The 21,300-nt window shown below is 40.9% G+C and carries 15 protein-coding genes and 1 tRNA gene; 6 read left to right on the plus strand and 10 right to left on the minus strand.

The annotated features are described in order from the left end of the window. Window positions 1-5 precede the first annotated feature (5 nt). Together JO154_RS18770 and JO154_RS18775 are read right to left on the minus strand one after the other, a co-directional pair. Window positions 6-1,097, minus strand: coding sequence for a mannose-1-phosphate guanylyltransferase (locus JO154_RS18770; protein WP_291948346.1), 1,092 nt, complete (start codon window positions 1,095-1,097; stop codon window positions 6-8). A gap of 2 nt (window positions 1,098-1,099) precedes the next feature. Then, window positions 1,100-2,074 (minus strand): KpsF/GutQ family sugar-phosphate isomerase, encoded by a 975-nt coding sequence (locus JO154_RS18775; protein WP_291948348.1) that lies wholly within the window; start codon window positions 2,072-2,074, stop codon window positions 1,100-1,102. Window positions 2,075-2,237: 163 nt separating this feature from the next. On the opposite strand from JO154_RS18775, the gene recQ reads away from it, so the two are divergent. From recQ to JO154_RS18790, 3 genes are all read left to right on the plus strand, one after another. Continuing rightward, entirely contained in the window at window positions 2,238-4,436 is a 2,199-nt protein-coding gene (gene recQ / locus JO154_RS18780; protein ID WP_291948350.1) for a DNA helicase RecQ, read from the plus strand. Window positions 4,437-4,486: 50 nt separating this feature from the next. Then, window positions 4,487-5,254, plus strand: coding sequence for a DUF3050 domain-containing protein (locus JO154_RS18785; RefSeq protein WP_291948352.1), 768 nt, complete (start codon window positions 4,487-4,489; stop codon window positions 5,252-5,254). An 82-nt stretch (window positions 5,255-5,336) separates the two neighbouring features. Beyond that, window positions 5,337-5,409 (plus strand) — tRNA-Phe (locus JO154_RS18790). A gap of 325 nt (window positions 5,410-5,734) precedes the next feature. Here the strand turns inward: JO154_RS18790 and JO154_RS18795 are convergent. Next, window positions 5,735-6,274 carry a hypothetical protein gene (locus JO154_RS18795; protein WP_291948354.1) on the minus strand — a complete coding sequence of 180 codons (540 nt, stop codon included), beginning with the start codon at window positions 6,272-6,274 and terminating at the stop codon, window positions 5,735-5,737. Window positions 6,275-6,511: 237 nt separating this feature from the next. Between JO154_RS18795 and JO154_RS18800 the strand changes: the two genes are divergently transcribed. Continuing rightward, window positions 6,512-8,656 (plus strand): alpha-galactosidase, encoded by a 2,145-nt coding sequence (locus tag JO154_RS18800; protein WP_291948356.1) that lies wholly within the window; start codon window positions 6,512-6,514, stop codon window positions 8,654-8,656. Between the two features lie 125 nt (window positions 8,657-8,781). On the opposite strand, the gene JO154_RS18805 is transcribed toward JO154_RS18800, so the two are convergent. Beyond that, window positions 8,782-10,833, minus strand: coding sequence for a hypothetical protein (locus tag JO154_RS18805; protein WP_291948358.1), 2,052 nt, complete (start codon window positions 10,831-10,833; stop codon window positions 8,782-8,784). A gap of 131 nt (window positions 10,834-10,964) precedes the next feature. Here JO154_RS18805 and cls point away from each other — a divergent pair, with 131 nt between their 5' ends. Next, complete coding sequence (gene cls / locus JO154_RS18810; RefSeq protein ID WP_291948360.1) at window positions 10,965-12,443, plus strand: cardiolipin synthase; 1,479 nt, start codon at window positions 10,965-10,967, stop codon at window positions 12,441-12,443. 7 nt (window positions 12,444-12,450) lie between these two features. Here the strand turns inward: cls and JO154_RS18815 are convergent, their stop codons facing one another. The 6 genes from JO154_RS18815 to ybeY form a co-directional block, all read right to left on the minus strand. Beyond that, window positions 12,451-12,882, minus strand: a complete 432-nt coding sequence (locus tag JO154_RS18815; protein ID WP_291948362.1) for a hypothetical protein — start codon at window positions 12,880-12,882, stop codon at window positions 12,451-12,453. 121 nt (window positions 12,883-13,003) lie between these two features. Continuing rightward, window positions 13,004-14,161, minus strand: coding sequence for a porin family protein (locus JO154_RS18820; protein ID WP_291948365.1), 1,158 nt, complete (start codon window positions 14,159-14,161; stop codon window positions 13,004-13,006). Next, window positions 14,151-14,738, minus strand: a complete 588-nt coding sequence (locus tag JO154_RS18825) for an RNA polymerase sigma factor (RefSeq protein ID WP_291948367.1) — start codon at window positions 14,736-14,738, stop codon at window positions 14,151-14,153. Before JO154_RS18825 ends, JO154_RS18820 begins: the two co-directional genes overlap by 11 nt. A gap of 299 nt (window positions 14,739-15,037) precedes the next feature. Then, window positions 15,038-16,906 carry a tRNA uridine-5-carboxymethylaminomethyl(34) synthesis enzyme MnmG gene (mnmG, locus tag JO154_RS18830; RefSeq protein ID WP_291948368.1) on the minus strand — a complete coding sequence of 623 codons (1,869 nt, stop codon included), beginning with the start codon at window positions 16,904-16,906 and terminating at the stop codon, window positions 15,038-15,040. A 952-nt stretch (window positions 16,907-17,858) separates the two neighbouring features. Then, window positions 17,859-18,323 (minus strand): tetratricopeptide repeat protein, encoded by a 465-nt coding sequence (locus JO154_RS18835; RefSeq protein ID WP_291948370.1) that lies wholly within the window; start codon window positions 18,321-18,323, stop codon window positions 17,859-17,861. Window positions 18,324-19,200: 877 nt separating this feature from the next. After that, entirely contained in the window at window positions 19,201-19,626 is a 426-nt protein-coding gene (ybeY, locus tag JO154_RS18840; RefSeq protein WP_291948372.1) for an rRNA maturation RNase YbeY, read from the minus strand. A gap of 156 nt (window positions 19,627-19,782) precedes the next feature. Here ybeY and JO154_RS18845 point away from each other — a divergent pair, with 156 nt between their 5' ends. Continuing rightward, on the plus strand, window positions 19,783-20,019 hold the full coding sequence (locus tag JO154_RS18845; RefSeq protein WP_111591138.1) for a FeoA family protein: 237 nt from the start codon (window positions 19,783-19,785) through the stop codon (window positions 20,017-20,019). Window positions 20,020-21,300: the final 1,281 nt, after the last annotated feature.

Consider the following 21,300-nt stretch of genomic DNA (forward strand, 5'->3'; position numbering starts at 1 on the left):
ATCGCTTAAAGATACTTTTCGCCTTTGTTTCTTTTGATTTCCGCTACATAATCCTTGATTTGTTGTTCATGATCTTTTTTCGCGATCAGCAACACATCAGGCGTATCAATCACAATCATTTCATCCAGCCCTTGTAACAGCACGAGTTTATCGTTAGGAGCCTTAACCATACATTTAGTAGCATCGATAACGACTACATTCTTTCCTTGTACGGCGTTTCCTAGATAGTCTTTCTCGATATTTTCATAGGCAGATGCCCAGGTACCCAGGTCGCTCCAGCCAAAATTGGAAGGAATCACATATACGTTGTCCGCTTTTTCCATAATTCCATAATCGATGGAAATATTGGTGCATTGCGGATATACCTTTTCAATGGCTTCTTTTTCCTCTGGTGTGTTCAATGCTGGAGTAGCAGCAACGAACAGTTCATCTGTTTCCGGAAGATATTTTTTAAATGCCGCTAGAATTGTTTGTACGTTCCATACAAAGATACCTGCATTCCAAAGGAAATCTCCGCTCTGGATAAAGGTTTTAGCCAGTTCCAGGTTAGGTTTTTCCGTGAACGTTTTCACTTGGTAGATATTATCTGCCACGTGTTGCGGTTCAAACTGAATATATCCATATCCTGTATCAGGACGAGTAGGTTTGATGCCCAATGTGAGGAGTGCACTATGTTTTTGTACAAACAGCAGCGCATTCAAACAAGCATTCGTAAATGCGGTGCTATCCATGATCAGGTGATCTGCAGGCGCACAGATAATATTTGCTTTGGGATCCTGTTTATTAATTTTATGGGAGATGTATGCCACACAGGGTGCAGTATTCTTACGGGATGGTTCGCTGACGATATTATCGAAAGGAAGTTCCGGTAGTTGTTCTGCCACTTTTCCAGCATACTGGTGATGTGTAACTACAAAAATGTTATTCTTAGGTATAAACTGGGAAAAACGTTCATAGGTCCACTGGAGCAACGTTTTGCCTGTATTCAAGATATCCAGAAACTGTTTTGGATTATCCGTCCGGCTATGAGGCCAGAAACGGCTTCCAATGCCGCCGGCCATAATTGCCACATAAAAGTGGTTGTTTAGTTGTGTCATCGCTATATAATTCCTTCTCTGATTAAATCATGTAAATGAATAATGCCCGCATATTTGTTATCATCCATTACGAGCAATTGCGTGATATCATGTTTGCGCATCATTTCCAGTGCATTGATAGCGAGCTCATCCTGTTGGATATTTTTGGGATGAAGCGACATGATATCTTTTGCAGTCACGGTTTCCGGCGCTACATTCTTTTCTAGCATACGACGCAGGTCACCATCCGTGATGATACCTTGTAGCGCGCCATTTTCATCCAGTACGGCCGTAACTCCCAACATTTTGGAAGATATTTCCACTATCACATCTCTCAATGAGCTACTTAACAACACTTTAGGTGCCTGATGTAGTTTACTGAGATCCTGTACTTTCAGATATAATTTTTTCCCTAATGCACCACCTGGGTGGAATTTGGCAAAATCTGCTGCTGTAAAGCCATGCCATTCAATTAGGCATACTGCCAGGGCGTCTCCCATCGCTAATTGAGCGGTGGTGCTGGTGGTTGGCGCTAGGTTATTAGGGCAAGCCTCTTGGGAAACAGTGGTATTCAGGATATAATCTGCTTCCACTGCCAGGAAAGAGGTAGTATTACCCACCATGGCCACCAAAATATTTCCAAAATTTTTTACAAGAGGAACCAATACTTTAATCTCCGAAGAGGTACCGCTTTTGGAGATGCACATCACGATATCTTCCTGCCGGATCATCCCCAGATCGCCATGGATGGCGTCTGCAGCGTGCATAAATAAGGCAGGAGTCCCTGTAGAGTTAAGGGTAGCAACTATTTTTTGAGCGATGATGGCACTTTTACCAATGCCCGTTACGACTAGTCGCCCTTCACATCTGGCAATGAGTTCCACCACTTTCTCAAAATCTGCATTTATAAACTGTTGCAAATCATTGATAGCCGACGCCTCCATTGCAATTGTTCGCTTGGCAACTTGTCCTATATCGATCGTTAGATTCTTTTTCATGACTATTTACAAATTTATCAATTTTTAGCCAGCAAGGGAACTATACTGAATTAATATTGCCTGTCCGCACTTTTTTAAGTAACTTCGTGTCCCCTAAAAAACATATAAACTAAATTTGTCATTTGTTAGTTCTTTAGAGTTTACCGTATTAAAATGAAATGCAATGGCTGTTGTTAAGGAAAGTTTGATGGATGCATTACGCGAACATTTCGGGTTCGATTCCTTTAAAGGAAATCAGGAAATCATAATAAAAAGCATCCTGTCAGGTAAAGATACATTTGTGATCATGCCAACTGGTGGAGGTAAATCACTATGTTACCAATTACCAGCATTGATGAGCCCAGGATGTGCGCTCATCGTATCACCACTTATCGCTTTAATGAAAAACCAGGTAGACCTGGTTCGTGGTTATAGCAGTAAAGATAATGTTGCTCACTTCCTCAATTCTACCCTTTCAAAAGCGCAAATTAAAAAAGTGCGCACTGACCTGCTTTCCGGTAAAACGAAGATGCTGTACGTAGCACCTGAAACGCTTACCAAACAGGAAAATCTGGATTTCTTCAAAGAACTGGAAATCTCCTTTATTGCGGTGGATGAAGCGCACTGTATTTCTGAATGGGGTCATGATTTCAGACCGGAATACCGTCGTCTGAAGGAAATGATTGAGCAAATCAGTAACAACCTGCCTATCATCGCGCTCACCGCTACTGCTACGCCTAAAGTACAGAGCGACATTGTGAAAAACTTGGGATTAAATAATCCTAATATTTTCATCTCGTCTTTCAACCGTCCAAATCTGTATTATGAAATCAGACAAAAACGTAAGAAAGACCTGACTATCAAAGAAATAGTAAAATATATCCATCAGCATAAAGGAAAGAGTGGTATTATCTATACCCTCAACCGTAAAACGACCGAAGAATTGGCCGATATGCTGGTGGCCAACAATATTAAGGCTGTTGCTTACCATGCCGGCCTCGATCCTGCTACCAGAGCGCAACGCCAAGATATGTTCCTCCATGAAGATGTGGAAGTAATTGTGGCTACCATTGCTTTTGGTATGGGTATCGACAAACCAGATGTTCGTTTTGTGATCCACTATAATATTCCGAAAAGCCTGGAAAACTACTACCAGGAAACAGGAAGAGCGGGCCGCGATGGACTCGAAGGAAACTGTATTTGCTTCTATTCTCATAAGGATGTGCAGAAACTGGAACATCTCATGCGCGATAAACCGCTTAGCGAACGCGAAATGGGTGCCCAACTGATTAATGAAACGGTAGCCTACGCAGAAAGTGCCGTTTGCCGCCGGAAAGTGATCCTTCACTATTTCGGAGAAAACTACGAAGTAGAAGACTGTGGCCAGTGTGATAACTGTCGCAATCCAAAAGAGAAAATCGAAGTAAAAAACCGCGTGGTGATTGCGCTGAAAACCATCCGCGCATTGGAAGAACGCTTCGGCTCCGAGTACGTAGTGAATATCATCACCGGAAAAACCAGTCCACAAATAGCCACCTATCGCCACGACCAACTGGAAGTATTCGGCGAAGGCAAGGAATTTGACGCACATTTCTGGAACTCCCTCCTGCGCCAAATGATGCTGGAAGGATTGATAGAGAAAGATATCGAAGAATATGGCCTCCTGAAAGTAACCGAAAAAGGCACCAAATTCCTCAAAAAACCATACTCCATCATGGTGGCACTCAACCATCAATTTGATGAAGAACCTGGAGAGGATGAGGAAGAAGCTATTGCAGCACAGGTTTCCGCAGATCCTGTACTCTTCGAACTGTTGAAAGAACTGCGTAAAAAAGTATCTAAAGAAAGAAACTTGCCTCCATTCGTTATCTTCCTGGAAACTTCCCTGGAAGATATGGCAACTCAATATCCTACCACTGTACAGGAACTGGAAAAAATCCAGGGTGTGAGCAAGGGTAAGGCGGTACGCTACGGTAAACAATTCGTAGACGTCATCTCCAAATTTGTGGAAGAAAACGATATCACCAAACCGGATGATTTCGTGATGAAAAGCGTGGTGAATAAAAGCGGTCTGAAAGTTTTCATTATCCAGAATATCGATAAGAAAATTCCGCTGGAAACCATTGCTAAAAACAAAGAACTGACCATCGCCAAACTGCTGGATGAAATGGAAACAATCGTTGCCAGCGGTACTAAATTGAACGTGGATTATTGCCTTGATGAAGAACTGGACGATTACGCCCAAGACGAGATCATGGAATACTTCAAAGGCTGTGAAACTTCCAGTCTGGCCCTCGCCCGCGAGGAGCTGATCGATAGCGATTATACACTGGAACAGTTAAAACTGATGAGAATTAAATTCCTGGTGGTATACGGTAACTAATCCGCCCGGAGAGACACAACAAAGTGAATGTTTGCACGCAGAAATTTATCATGAGTATCACAAGAATTAAGGAAATCATTGCTCCTGCTAGGGAGAAAGTAGTAGCTCACCCATTATATAGCGAATTACAAACACTAGACGACGTACGCATCTTCATGCAATATCATGTGTATGCTGTCTGGGATTTTATGTCTTTGCTGAAAGGATTACAACAACAGCTTACCTGCGTTGATGTACCCTGGATTCCAAAGGGTAATGCAGCTACACGTTATTTGATCAATGAAATTGTTACCGGCGAAGAGAGTGATGTGGATGCTGCCGGTAATCGTTGTTCTCATTTTGAGTTATATGAAAGTGCCATGGAACAGGCTGGTGCAGATACCAGCGCTATCCGTAGCCTCATTCAAGCAGCAGTGAATGGGATGCCTATACAGGATGCCATTGCTGCTGCGGCACTGCCTGAAGGCGTGAAAGGGTTCCTCCGTTTCACCTTTGAGGTAATAGCCTCTGCAAAGCCACATGTGATGGCGGCCGTATTTACTTTCGGTAGAGAAGATTTGATCCCGGATATGTTCTATGCACTCGTGAAAGACCTGGATCAGAAATTCCCTGGAAAGCTGACTACTTTCATCTATTATTTAGAAAGACATATCGAAGTAGACGGCGATCACCACAGTCAACTCGCTATGCAAATGGTGCAAGAGCTCTGTGGTAATGATGAAGGCAAATGGAACGAAGCGGCTCAATATGCCCAACAGTCGCTGGTTTGGAGACATCAGCTCTGGTCTGCTATCCTCGATGAAAAAAAAATTTTATAAAAACTTGAATAAAAATTTTGCAGATTCAAAATAAGTTGTACTTTTGCAATCCCATCACACGAGACGGGGCAACAAAAAAGATGGTGCGGTAGCTCAGTCGGTAGAGCAAAGGACTGAAAATCCTTGTGTCGGCGGTTCGATCCCGCCTCACACCACAGAAAAAAGGTCATCAAATTGATGACCTTTTTTTGTGCCCATAACTGTCGTACCAGTTGATATGCTAACAAGCTGACCGCTATCATTTTACCCACACAGCAACACAACCGAATTGTTGTCTCTCAAAATTATTATACCATCTGGGAGTGTGCGAACGACCAACTGGTAACGCTTACCAAGGAAGCATGGGATAAGATAATGAAAGATAAATAGTGACAGTTTTTTCAACTTCACCATATATCAAAAGCAATTATTTAACAGGCAACAACTATCCGGTTGATATAGTAACATATATCAACAGAGAGACACGTATCTCCCGAAATATTACATATACCCTATTCTCCGCTCTTTTAAAATCGCTTTAATCAACTGACTAATTTCATCCGCACGCTGTTTCAATCGGACGCTGGAACCTCGAACCAGCGTATTGTTTACATGAATCACACCCCGTTGTACCATAGCAGCCAAAGTGGCTATCATCTCATCAGTAATTATTCTTTTATCTTGATAATTACTGCTCACCACAATGTAGTGCACTTCAAACTGACTCCGGTTCAATCGGTGGATAATCGGACCGATATGATGCGGCCCATAATCATACAACACCAGATTTAATACCAGGCAACATTCAGCACGTTCGTGCATGGCTATAAACCTAAGCAGCTCTGGTAAGTAATCTAAGGTCGATAAACGGCTGTTATTCACATTCAGAATAGCAAACCTTTGCGACCCAAATTTGGGTACAGTTATAGGCCCCTTAAACGGGAAAAAACTAGATCGCTCAAATACCCTGTGCGCCGTATCATAAACACCGCCATTGGGTATGCTCACGAACACAATTAACTTGTGCAGGTTAACAAACATGACTTTCTGGGTTAGGTTGGGTTAAAATTGCTTATCTATCGCAATTAAAAGATTGATATGGTTCAGTTTGTTTATCAGATGTTAACATACTCATTCTTTCCAATAGACTTTCCTAAATTTTCCCCGTCTATGGCTATTCCAGCCTAAATTCTGATAATAAAATATTAGAATATCCGGTATTCTTAGCTTTTATTTGTAAATAATACGCTTAATCCGCCCGTTAGAAAAATGAACCGCATGAAAAAATTAACAGCACTATTTCTGCTGCTATATTCCACGGCCACCTATGCGCAACAACAACTGATCAGAATCAGCACCGCACATACCAACCTGGTATATACCACCAATCAGCAAGGCCGACTAATCCAGAAATACCTGGGAGAAAAATTGCAACCTGAAAATGCTGACACCTTGAACAAATCTTCCCAAGAAGCCTACGTTACAGCGGGCATGGAAAGTCTACTGGAACCGGCCATCCGCATCGTTCACAACGATGGCAACCCTTCCCTGGAACTGAAATACGTTTCTCATCAGGTCAGCAAAAAAGATAATAATATCACCGCTACCGATATCGTATTGAAAGATCCCGTATACCCGGTAAACGTTATACTCCACTTTGAAAGCTATTACAATGAAGACGTCATCAAAGCATGGAGCGAAATAAAACATAGCGAAAAACAAGCGGTACGACTCACAGACTACTCTTCTTCCATGCTGCATTTTAATGCTGATAAGTATTATCTGACACAGTTCCACGGCGATTGGGCGTCTGAAGTGAAAATGGAAGAACAACCGCTGACCGCCGGTATGAAAATACTCGACAGCAAACTGGGCACCAGAGCCAATATGTACCAATCTCCTATGTTCCTGCTGGGACTGAACAATCCTATAGCAGAGAATACAGGAGGCGTACTCGCTGGAACCCTCGCCTGGACAGGTAATTTCCGTTTCGCATTTGAAGTGGATCAATTGAATGCACTCCATATCAACGCAGGTATTAACCCATATGCCAGCGATTACCTGCTACAGCCGAATGAGGTATTTACCACACCTGCATTCATCTTTACCTGGTCTGCTAATGGTAAAGGCCAGGCTAGCCGCAATCTCCATCATTGGGCCGTGAATTACGGTATCCTGGATGGACACTCCCCTCGCCTTACACTCCTCAATAACTGGGAAGCTACTGGCTTTGACTTCAATGAAAAACGCCTGTCGGAACTCTTCGGCGGCGCTGCTAAATTGGGTGTGGATATGTTCCTCCTCGATGATGGCTGGTTCGCAAATAAATACCCTCGAAATGGAGATAATGCAGGGCTGGGCGACTGGGAACCTAACAAAGACAAGCTCCCACAAGGCCTTGGATACCTGGTGAAAGAAGCGGAAAAACAAGGCGTGAAATTCGGTATATGGCTGGAACCTGAAATGGTAAACCCGAAAAGTGAATTGTACGCCAAACACCCTGAATGGATACTGAAACTGCCAAATCGTAGCGAAAACTACTTCAGAAACCAACTGGTACTGGACCTCACCAATCCTGCCGTACAAGATTTTGTATATGGTATTGTGGATAAAACATTATCTGAAAACCCAGGTATCGCTTATATCAAATGGGACTGCAATCGCATGCTCACCAATACTTACAGTCCTTATCTGAAAGAGAAACAATCTCACCTGTTTATCGATTATGTACGTAGCTTCTATAAAGTAATGGACAGGGTGAGAAGCAAATATCCTCATCTGCCGATAATGCTTTGCAGTGGTGGCGGTGGTCGTACAGACTATGGCGCCATGAAGTATTTCACTGAATTCTGGCCAAGTGATAACACCGACGGACTAGAAAGAATCTTTATCCAATACGGTTACAGCCACTTCTTCCCTTCTATTACGATGTCTGCACACATTACCAACTGGGGTAAACAATCCCTGAAATTCCGTACAGACGTGGCAATGATGGGTAAACTAGGATATGATATCAAAGTGGATGCATTTACCGATAAAGAACTGCAATTCAGTCACGATGCAGTTGCTACGTATAATCGTTTACGTGATATCATCTGGTATGGCGACCTGTACAGGGTTATTTCTCCATATGAGGAAGATAGAGCAGTGTTTCAATACGTATCCGCAGATAAACAGAAAGCGGTGGTATTCAACTACATGATGAACGTAAGAAGGAAGGAAATTTTCTCCAACGTAAAACTAGAAGGATTAGACCCTGCTAAACAATATACTGTGAAAGAAATCAACCTCTTCCCTGGTACTACTTCTAGCCTGAAATTGAATCAGACATATAGTGGTGATTACCTGATGAAAGTAGGTCTGAACCTGGTTCCAAGAGCAGTGTCGCTCACTAGTAATATATTGGAAATAACTGCACAATAACAGTTCAAATGTCTCCTACCTGTCGTCCCTGCCCGCTGGGCAGGGACGACGAAAAATAAAGCAAGGAATTGACGTCTGCGACGTCAATTCCTTGCTTTATTTTTTGATACAGGCTATTTTGAATTTTATAATGTTATATGCAATGTAGCATTATCATTTATCGTATATGCTTTTACGTTAGTATCTGTAGTAACTGTCACTACAAGTTTACCAGCACTTTTTCTATTTACCACCAGATCAAATTTTTTACCAAAAGCATGCATGTTTTTAATTGCCATGCGATTCCATTTTACTGGGAGTCGTGGTGTACAATCAAAACTATTTAATCCTGTAGGACGCATACCAAACATCCCTTCTGTAAAAATACGGCAATAGAGTCCGCTTTCAGCAGAAAGGTGGCGTTGATTCCCTTCTGGATAAGCTTCTACCGGATAAGGTACATGTTCTCCAAGGAGTCGACGGTTAGAATAGTATTCCAAGAATTTCATGGCTTTCTCTGTTTCTCCAGCAGCCAGTACGCCACGAAGCGCATAGAGTGTGGATCTGTCCCAGAAGGTACGATCGCCGGACTGAGAGGCCACGCCATCTTCTGTCCATAGTTTTGGTGAAAATAAAGCATCAATAGTGCCTTCTTTTCTGTCCATTATACCGGTGACCAAAGGAGTTGCAATCCATGCACGAAGGACCGTATTCTCCGCATAATAACGATAGGTATTATATCCTTCAATCGTAGCGCCAAAATATTTATCGATATTCTTTTTCAGCACAGCAGCCCTGGATTTATAATCCGCCAATTGTTTAGCAGGAATGTGCAACTGTTGGCCTAGCATCGCAGCAGAGCAAAGCGCATCGTAGTAAAGCGAGCTAGTATTGAGATTTGCTTTACCTGCCGGGAATCTGCCTTCCAGTTCATCGCTGTTTGAAAAGACTACGCCGTCCTGGTTGATATTTTTTTGAAGGTATTCCAGGCACCATTCAATGAGTGGCCACAGCACACGAGCCGAATCCGCGTCTCCCTGGGCCATAGCAAATCTACTCGCGCCATATGCAATCATGGCCATATCGCCTCTATCGCGGGCTCCATGCCAGTTACTATCCCCTTCTGCAACGATAGAACTAGGAATAGCGTTGTACGCAGGGTTCATATAAGACGCAAACCAACGATAGCTGTTCATCCCTGATTTCAATGCGATCGTATCTCCCAGGAATCCAAAGAACGGGTTCACATATTCCGCCTGATCATTTGCCCAGATGGCCGCGTAATAACGTAATCCGCCAGGGCCATGCATATAACCACCTTTAGTAAGATAGATGCTTTCAGTAGCGCGCAGTTTGGCGAAGTGGAAAGCCGTATTCAACAAGGTATCTGGCGTTTCCAATTGCATCAGGTCTTCAATACCCGTAATCCTGTTGCGGCGCGATATTTCTTCCATAGCAAGATCCGCCATTACTGGCTGTTCTTGTTTTCGTATAGCCTGATACGTTATATACAATATGGTGGAATCTCCTGGTTGTAATTGCTTTACACCGGAACCGGAAGTATTCATTACAAAATGCAGCGGTCCGTCGGAAGTCTTTTCAGGAGAAGGATTTCTATATAGTTGCATTCCTTCCATTTCAACCGTAGCTGCTGTTTTACGGTTGTTTATAAACACCATTTTTTCCACCAACAGTGGTTTATCCACAGAGGGGAAAAAGGAATGTTTCAGTAGCATACTACCATCTTTATCAGTGAAAGTACTTACCAAGGTAGTGATACCATCATGCGTGATATATTGTACTTTCTCTGGGCTAGATTTGGAGGGTGCACCCGCTATTATATCTTCTCTCCAGGGTTTATTATTGATGAAAATACGTGGTAGGTCCTTATCTCCGATGGTATACATCATGGAGGCATGGGTATTATTGGGAATTAGTCGGAAAGTTGGGAAGACAAGGGTCCTGTTGAGCACACTGGCTCCACTGGTATCTACGCCATATCTCAACCAGATGGCCGACTTCAGACCAGCCATTTCAATATGATCTTCATGTGGAATCCGGTTGTCTATCGTCCATCGGATGCTGCCTGGGCTATTGATAGCCCATCTGTTGGAGTTTTCTGCTGTTGGTAACGTTTGTGCATATACGTAATTATGCAGTAATAAGGCACAAAAAAACAGCCGCGTCTGTAATTTCATAACTATAGAATTTTTGAAGGGAAGCAAATTATACGATCCTTCTCAGAAATTATAATATTTGGGATAAGTTTTAGATGAAACCATTATAAACCAAGGGTTTCGTATCTTCACAACAGCTAAATCAGGCTACCGTGCATCAGCTTTACACCTTTCTTTACGGAATAGACTGGCATCCATATATGAAGTTAGGGAGCACCCTCCTGGTGACGCTAACGCTGGTGGGTGTTGTATTTACCATTTTGCTGGAAAACAGGAATCCGGTAAAAGCTATCGCTTATATTCTCCTATTGGTTTTCGTACCTATCCTTGGTTTAATTATCTACTACTACCTTGGGCGTGATTTCCGTAAACAACGTCGGTTTACGCTGAAAGGCAGCAGGGATGAGATATTGTTTGAAAACTACATGCAATCGCAGCGGGCAGAATTAAAGCAAATGCAGTTGGACCTACGATTATCGCACGGGCAGAAACAGGAGTTATCCGCCATGCTGCTGAATTCCAGGCAATCCATACTCACCCGCAATAATGAGGTAAAAGTATTAGTGAATGGAGAAGAGAAATTCCCTGAAGTATTCAACGCCCTCAGAGACGCCAAACATCATATCCACATAGAATACTACATCATCACGGATGATGATATTGGCCGGGAATTATTGCAGATCTTACTAGAGAAACTGCAACAGGGTGTACAAGTACGATTCATCTACGATGACCTTGGCAGTAATCATATTCATAAGATCCCGAAAATACTAAAGGAACACGGTGCAGAGGTATATGTATTTTCACCGGTATTGATCAATTTCTACCTGAATGCCAACTATCGTAACCACAGAAAAATCATAGTTGTAGATGGGCTAATAGGATTTGCTGGCGGTATAAATTTGGATGATCGATATCTGAATAACGGTAAGCATAAATTGTTCTGGAGAGACACGCATCTCAAAATTACTGGCGATGCTGTAAACATCCTACAGTTGCAGTTTCTGATGAGTTATCGTTATGTCAGTAAAAAGGTTTTTCGCTTTGAATATCCCTATTTTCAGCGCGCTCAATTACGTGGTACTTGTTATACAGATATTATAGCCAGTGCGCCGGATTCAGACTGGCCGATGTCCATGAATTGCATTGTAATGGCCATCAATTTGGCGCAGCATAGGATCAGGATTACCAATCCTTATTTTATTCCTACAGATCAGATATTAACAGCCTTACAGTTGGCTGCACTCTCAGGCAAAGAAGTAGAGTTGCTGCTGCCGTATAAAGGGGATTCCTTTATTGTGCAACATGCTGCCTTATCATATATGAAACCCTTGCTGGAAGCGGGTGTTAAGGTATATTTTTATACCCGTGGTTTTATACATGCCAAGACGATGGTGATAGATGATAATCTTTCTTGGATTAGTTCTGTCAACCTGGATAACCGCAGTTTTTATCTCAATTGCGAGATTGCTGCCATGGTATATGATGAAGCCGTAGCTGCCAGTCTGAACCGTGTTTTTGATGAAGATTTATTGTATTCATCTCCGGTTCAGGAAACGCGCTGGAATAGAAGGAATCCTTTGAAACGCTTTATGGATAGCGCCTGTAGGTTGTTGGCGCCATTACTATAATCAATTATTAGTACTTTTCTTCTTCAAATTCATCATTATCTTCAATTAGGTCATCGTTGGTTTCTTCTAGATCTTCATGTCTGTCGCCGCCAATGCTATAGATATTATTTTCTTCATCTTCACTACCTACCCTTTCCTCTTCATCATCCAGATCAGAGCCGGGAATATCCAGGTCATCTCCTACTTTATCCTGTTTCCAGTTTTCTTCTTGTTCATCGCTTTTTGACGGGTTTTTACCGCGTTTGGATGGTAGTTCACTATTATGTCTGAAAGACCTGGTAATATCGTCCATATCGAGGTCTACTTCATTTTCCCTGTTGCTGCCACTCATGATATCTTCATTGGAAGGATAAGCAGGATATCCTGGGAATTCCTCTTCTTTTTTCTTCTTTCCCTTGGGATTATCATCTTGTTTGGGGGGATTCGTTTTCTTAGCCATATCCTTGTTTTTTAAGGAATTTACAAAAAATCTACGGTAGTTGATATTGCTATATCAAACATTAACAATGATCTGGAAACGTTTGTTTACCATCCGCTATGGTGGCTATTGTGGGGGAATTTTAATGTTTTCGGCCGGTGAGTGTAAGTTGCAGGGAAATGCCTGTGGAGACCAGTTTTACCTGGCCTGCTCCTACTCCAGTAATGGGGATTTTTACATAAGGTTGTACGCCAAGTATGAGTCTGTTACCTACTGGCTGTTGATAGAGTATACCTGCATTGAGTACAGCGAAATAATTCCTGTTTTGATTGCGGATTTCTACGGTTTTATCTGTGCCGTATTCATAATCATAATAATATTTTTCTTTCAGCATGAAATAGCTGCTGCTGCCCAATAATGCCGCAATGCTATGCTTATTGTTTTTCACAAAAGCATAGTTAATATTCAATGGTATATCTAATACATCACAATTGGCATTCACTTTTGTGATTTCATCGTTAGGATCGTAATAGTTGCTTTTATACTCCGTTCCTGCTGCATCATAGATTTTCTTATTGTAAACAGCGCCAGCGGTAATAAACCAACGCGGTTTAAAATAATAATGTAAGATGACACCTGCATTAAAGCCAATAGCACTATATCGAAAAGAAGCAGTGGTATTAAAATCAGGACCGGCAGTTATGCCAACGAATAATTTAGGACGAAATTTTCTCTTGGCATAAGTTACTGAAGTGTCTTTTAATGAATCGGATGTAATATTTGATTTTACAGGCATTACAGCGGATTCATTAATTTTCGTGTATTCGTTTACGTTATATGAATTTATGGCAGCAATTTCTACATTATCATGGTTGAAATCGTTCGTATAGGTAGTCTGTTTTGTATTGTTAGTGATAGTTGTTTTTTGCGTGGAGGTGATTGCTGAATGTAATGGTGTACTGATAGTATTTTTGGGAGATGACAGTCGCTCTGACCCATGATTTTCATGCTGGGAAATAGTTGGAGAGACCTTATCCACATGCTGATTACTACTAGTTACCGTATTTTCCGCAGCTTGATTGGAAGCGGTTTTCAGTGGTTGTTGGTTTTCATTTCTGGGTAGTAGGAACAATAAGCTAATGAGTATCGCGGACAGTGGCAGAATCCACCACCACAGTGGTCTTTTTCTGTCCTTGTCTTTATTCAGCAGGTTTTCCATTTGTTTCCAGGCGTCCTGGTCAAATGGAAAATCAGCTTCCTGCAGCTTTTTACGGATACTATTTTCGAAGTTATCGTTCATTGTTAAATGCGGTAATATCTGCGTCTTTGTTATCCCTGGAAGTGGGATTGAGTTGTAATATTTTCTCTTTCAGTATTTTTTTTGCTTTGAATAAATTGGATTTGGAAGTACCTTCTGAAATGCCCAGCATGGCTGCGATTTCCTGGTGTTGATACCCGTCCATGACATATAGATTAAATACTGTTTTATATGATGGCGGTAATGTTTGTATCATTTGCAACAGTTCATTATAGCTTAGTTTCTCTACAACGCTATCGTCTATACCTATTTCATGTACAGGAGATATTTCTTCTGTGAAAGCGATTTGTTTCCGTTTCCTTAGGCTATCAATGGCGGTGTTGACTATTATTTTCGCGATCCAAGATTTAAATGCTCTGCTGGTATCGTATGTATGAATATGCTGGAATATTTTCAGGAAGGCATCATTTAATATTTCCACTGCTGATTCCTTGTTATGTGCATATCGCATGGCGATACTCATTGCATAGCCGAAAAATTTCCGGTACAATGCTTCCTGACTGCTACGATTTTTTTTGCAGCAACCAGTAATGAGTTCTTGTAGGTCTAAATCGTGCACTTAATGGATACCCGTTTCCGGTCAGTTATATTCGAGCTTTTTGTATAGGTAAATACGACAACTCCTGGCTGAAGGTTGTCTACTCCGGAAAAAAATAAAAAGCTTTCCAAATTCGCATTTTTAGCCCTTTTAAGCCCGCACACCCTCTTTTGAACACAAGTACTCAACACAGAAACGATCTTTGAAATTTACCCCATTTCTGAAGGTCGATTTTGGGCAATTTTGCCCCATTTTTTTTAAAAATGGCATAAAAAAAGGCAACCTTTTCAGGTTGCCTTTTTAAATATTGGGAGGGCGGATTATCTGCCCATATATACCATCAAGATTTGTACATCACTTGGATTCACCCCGCTGATTCGGCTGGCTTGTCCTAATGTACGTGGACGGATTTTATTAAATTTCTGTTTGGCTTCTGCGGAGAGGGAAACCAGTTTACTATAATCGAAGCTATCTGGAATAATCAGGTCTTCGAGTTGACTCATTTTTTGAACGAGTTCATTTTCTTTTTCGATGTACACATCATATTTCACTTGGATTTCTGCTTGTTCCAATGTTTCATTATCGAAGCCTTCGAGTGCTTTAGCAATTTTAGGTACTTCATTTTTCATGGAGAAGATATCCAGTCCTGGGCGCAGGAGAATCTGATGTGCTTTTTGTTTCTGAGTTAATGGAGCAGAGGATTTCGCATTTAACAGATCGCTGATTTCAGCAGGTTCGATAGAGAGGTCTTTCAGAATTGACTTAATCTTTTCCACTCCATCTTTTTTCTGTTGCACTCTGGTCATTCTTTCTTCGGAGGCCAGGCCCATTTTGTAGCTTCTTTCTGTGAGTCGGAGGTCCGCATTATCCTGACGGAGCAGGGTACGGAATTCGGCTCTAGAAGTAAACATACGATAAGGTTCTTCTGTCCCTTTATTAATCAAATCATCGATGAGTACACCGATGTAGGCTTCACTTCTTTTCAGTACAAAAGGATCTTGTTCGGTTGCTTTCAGGTGTGCGTTGATACCGGCCATGAGTCCTTGGCATGCAGCTTCTTCATATCCGGTGGTACCGTTTATTTGACCCGCGAAGAAGAGGTTTTGTACATGTTTAGTTTCCAGGGAGAATTGCAACTGGGTAGGTGGGAAATAATCATACTCGATCGCATATCCTGGACGGAACATGCGGCAATTTTCAAATCCTGGTACCATGCGCAGTGCTTTCATCTGTACATCTTCCGGCAGAGAAGTGGAGAATCCATTTACATAGATTTCCACAGTATCCCAACCCTCAGGTTCAACGAAGAGTTGGTGTCTTTCTCTTTCAGCAAAGCGGTTGATTTTATCCTCAATACTTGGGCAGTAACGAGGTCCGGTTCCTTGGATTCTACCTTGGAACATAGGAGACCTGTCGAATCCTGTACGGAGTATTTCATGAACGGCTTCGCTGGTATAAGTGATCCAGCAACTACGTTGTTGAGCGGGTTGAATTCTAGGTATATCCAGGTAAGAGAATCCCACGATTTCGTCGTCACCTTTTTGTTCTTCCATTTTGGAATAATCGAGGCTACGACCATCTATTCTTGGAGGGGTACCTGTTTTCAAACGGTCGCTCTCAAAACCGAGCTCCACCAATTGTTCAGTGATACCAGTGGCTGCTTTTTCAGCTACGCGTCCACCGCCGAATTGTTTTTCTCCGATGTGGATCACTCCATTGAGGAAAGTACCATTGGTGAGTACTACCGCTTTCGCCTGGATTTCATGTCCGAGTCCGGTGATCACACCATGACATCTGCCATCTTTAACAAGGAGCCCTTTCACCATATCCTGGTAGAAGTCTACATTTGGAGTTTTCTCCAGTGCTTCTCTCCATTTAGCGGCGAAGAGCATGCGGTCGTTCTGTGTTCTCGGACTCCACATAGCAGGTCCTTTGGAACGGTTCAGCATACGGAACTGGATCATGGATTGGTCCGTAATAATACCGGAGTACCCACCCAATGCATCAATTTCGCGCACGATCTGACCTTTAGCTATACCACCCATAGCAGGGTTACAGCTCATTTGGGCAATCGTCTGCATGTTCATGGTAACCAGCAGCACCTTAGAGCCCATATTGGCAGCAGCGGCAGCAGCTTCGCATCCCGCGTGCCCTGCACCTACAACTATTATATCGTATGAAGGAAACATATTAAAATTGAAAGTGCAAAATTACATAGAAGTAGGGAGAATGTTTTCATAAAGTGTAATGTTCCACGTGGAACATTCATTTTCTACTTTGCAATGATAATTCTCTGAGTTCGGTGTTTTTGCAGTCGAGCCATTCCCCATTTATTTGTTTCTTGGTCTATTATAAAATGCGCTGTTCGCTATCCATACATTCCCCAATAAACAGGTTAAAGGAAGATCGTTTTAAGAGGTATCCAGCCAAAGGCATTGTTACTTGATGGCAGATAACTTCCAGGATTAAGATATTGGGAGACAGCCAGTCATCGGGCTGCATTGGGTAAACTATTTAATGTGCTTGTTGATAATTTCAGAAAGCGCTGCATTCACCAACTGTAAACAACCGAGTTAGGTGGAAGGCGAATGGATCAGCATAAATACCCCAATGCCTTCTTTTCTCCCCTACACCCTTATGAGGCTTTTCTTGATAGTTACCTACTTCTCCTCCTATTTTGGGCTACTCAGAAATTCTCCTCCATTCACCAACATTAAAGAACTGAGTTACTAGAAGGCAAAGGGATCACATAAATACCATCAATGCCCTCTCTATTCTCGCCGCCCCTTATGGGCCATTTCTTTATAGTTACCTACTTTCACTTTCCTCCTTTGGGCTACTCAGCAATTCACCCTCATTACCAACATCAAACACCTGTGTTGGCTAGAAGGCAAACGGACTTTAACCAATTACCTTACCCAGAATGACTAGCCGAAGCGCATATCAATTCATAGAAGATTTAGTTCTGAATGATACATTTGTACTTAAGGAGGTATTTCTGATACCCGTTTGAAAAGGAGGTATTCAATGATTACGGATGGAAAAATTGATGCGGTTTCACCAAAAACGGTATCTCCGCCCTAACGATTGTCCCATGAGATATAGGACACTTTATACCTCTAAATGAAGATTCTTTTATACTTAAGAAGTGGCAAGCGATTTAAGTTGTGTCTTTGCTTTTTTGTGTCTAAGTTCCATGGCTTTTTCAAAATAGTACCTGGCCCATCGCATAGATTTACTCGCACCTTCACCATATTTATAGCACAGTCCAAGATTGTATAAGGCTCTAGTATCATTCTTCTTGGCGGCCTTCTTATACCAATAAACTGCTTTGGTCATGTTCTGCGGAGTGCCGTTCCCATAAAATAAGGCATATCCCAGGTTACGTTGGGCATCACTAATTCCTGCCTTTGCGGCCTTTTTATACCAATAAAGCATTTTTGGGTAGTCTTGGTTTACTACTTCGCCAATGGAATAGAAGACGCCAATATTATATTGGGCGTCTGGATGTTTCAATTTTGCAGCTTCCAAATACCATTCAAATGCTAACGCAAGATTTTTAGGAGTACCACGCCCAAAATCATAGCACGTACCTGTATAAAACATTGCCCGTATGTGCCCCTTTTGAGCAGACTCCAGCCAAAGTGTAAATACTTTCTTCCATGGAATAAATTTAGATCTGGCGTTTCCATAAGATAATTCATATCCAAGCTCGAATGCTGATCTTGCTGCTTATGATACCTTGGCGTGCATTTTCTAAAGTGGGATAAAGGTTAATAGTTGACACGGGGCGAATCCTTAATAAATTAATATTAAATCAAAATAAAGGAAAAATAGCTATAAGTAAATTTAATCCGCGATCGGAATAGGTATTGTTTTTAGACGAAGGACGTAGATGCTAATAATGTGTATAAACATCTTACCAGGTTAGGGATTACATGGTTTGGAACCACAACTACTTTTACTGGACAATTGGAGATAGAAATGAAAATTGAATTTTATGGTGATGAACCAGAAAATATTGATCAAACAGATTCAACATCATAACCGTAAATAGCAATACGTTCCTTATGAAAATTCAACACATGATCTCGCTAAGAAAATTGTTTACCAGAGAAACAAGGTCTTTTAAAAGAAACCACCTTTGACGTATTGGATCCAATTGACTTCCTTTCCAAAAAGAGGGTAACAGCTTCCTTTCATTAGAAAATAAGCGTTTTTAGGCGATTATAGCCCTTCTACCCTCTTTTGAACACAAGTGCTCAGCCCGGAAACGATCGTTGAAATTTACCCCATTTCTGAAGGTCGATTTTGACCTCTTTTGACCATTTTTTCTTCAAAACTGAGATAAACTGTTCAATATTTTCTTTTAGGATGGGAAAGCTCCTAAAAACAAAAAAGAGGACGATTGTCCTCTTTTATATAAAATGTTCCACGTGGAACATAATGGTATAGTCCGTTAAAATTGTTCCACGTGAAACATTTACTTTCCGAAGTACAGCTTAAGGTTCTCTTCTTCCTTTTCTCTCATCAATGCTTCTTCTTTCTTAGTTTTATCTTTATAACCACAGAGATGTAATGCACCATGAAAAATAACACGATGAAGCTCGCGTTCTACTGACACTCCGAATTGTGTTGCATTGTCTTTTACTCTATCCAGACTCACATAAATCTCTCCCTCGGTAACATCTGGATCTTCAGACATTTCAAAAGTAACAATATCGGTATAGGTATCATGATTCAGGAATTGCTGATTAATCTCCAGGAGATAATCATCTGTACAGAAGATATAATGAAGACCTGATAAACCTTGTCCTTCTCTTTTAAATAAATCAGTTAAAAATTTCTTTAGTGCAGTTCTGTTCTTCAGTCCAAGACTAACCTCATGGGCTGTAAATTGTATTGCCATAACCCTCTATTAAATTCATGTAAAAGTAAAGTGAAAAATTGTGACTCCTAATGTTTCTTTTTGCATATTGGGACTTCAGGGGTAACTTTGTCGTATCGTCCAATGCAAATATCCCCATATGCCGAAACAAAGTTTAAACGGACCAATTAGTAGATAATGAAAAATGGCATTATTAAATTGTCCTCACTTGCTACAGGTAAAAGTGCAGTGATAATAGAATTTGAAAAAGATGATCTTCATATTAAACTGATGGAAATGGGTTGTGTGCCCGGTGAAACAGTTAAGATTGAAAAGGTCGCACCACTCGGAGATCCGATTTCTATCATGGTAGCTGGTTATAACTTGTCGCTCCGAAAAACTGAAGCTGATCATATTTGGGTAGAGGAAATTTAATCCTCTACCTTTTTTTTCTCACTAATCTCCTACTTTGATTGGTTCCCCTATATTATCCCAGTTGATTCCTGCCTTCTAAAAATCGCCATCAAATAAAGCCTACTTCATGCTCCATGCCAAGCAACTATGTTTGATCTACCAGGTAGATCAAAAAAAAAATTTAATTTTCGACTCTGGCAGAAAAATTTGGAGCAAGAATAGAGAAAAAGAAAATTTTTTGAAAAAATAGCCCTGAGATATGAGCATAGTCAGGATTTGATGGCACTTACCAACATTTACATGTAGGAAAACCTAAAAATTGTGGTCATGTCTTTCCTAAACCACTTTCTTTCCACATACACATTCAATATCCTCCGAAATATTTCTGAAAAATATTGACGACTACTGGAATGCTATCAGCTCTCACGAAAAAAATTGAAAATTAAAGCTGGACGTCTCCCTAATTCACCTCCTTCTCCACATACTACACTAAAAATATTCTGAAAATCCTTGACTACAATGCGTTTATTCACAAATACATGAAGAAATATTGAAAATTTCAGCGCATGTCTCACCAATTCACCTCCTTTTCCACATACTACACTGGAAATATTCTGAAAATCCTTAACTACAGTGCATTTATTCACAATTAATTAAAGAAAATTTGAAAATTCTAGTCAATATCTCTTGATTTCACTTCATTGTCCACATTCTTCAATGAAAATTTTTATAAAATCAGTGAAAATCCTTGACTGCAGTGCGTTTATCCACAATTAAGCGAAGAAAATTTGAAAATTCAAGTCGATATCGCTTGATTTCACTTCATTGTCCACATTCTTCAATGAAAATTTTTATAAAATCAGTGAAAATCCTTGACTGTTGGGAATTTATCCACAATTAAGCGAAGAAAAATTAAAAATTTAAGGCAGTGTCTCTCTAATCCACTACATTATCCACAAAATGGCCTAAAAAAATTTTAAAAAATCAGCTAGAATCCTTGACTAGAAGGGGCTTATCCACAATTACGCAAAGAGAAATTGAAAATTTAACTGGAGCACTCTCTAATTCACTTCGTTATCCACACTTATGTCAATAGAACAGTAAAAAATATGCTGAAAACCTTACTGAACAAGGCTTTATTCACATTTATGTTGAACAAATAATGAAAATCAAAAAAAAATTTCAAAATCAGGGGTATTTTCCACATTCTTTGTGGAAATCTATTGAAAATATCGCCAAAATCATCTATTAGTGGGGGTTTATACACATTTGGAGTCTGAAAAAACAAAAAATTTTGAAAAA

This window comes from Chitinophaga sp. (assembly GCF_019236475.1).
GTDB lineage: Bacteria > Bacteroidota > Bacteroidia > Chitinophagales > Chitinophagaceae > Chitinophaga.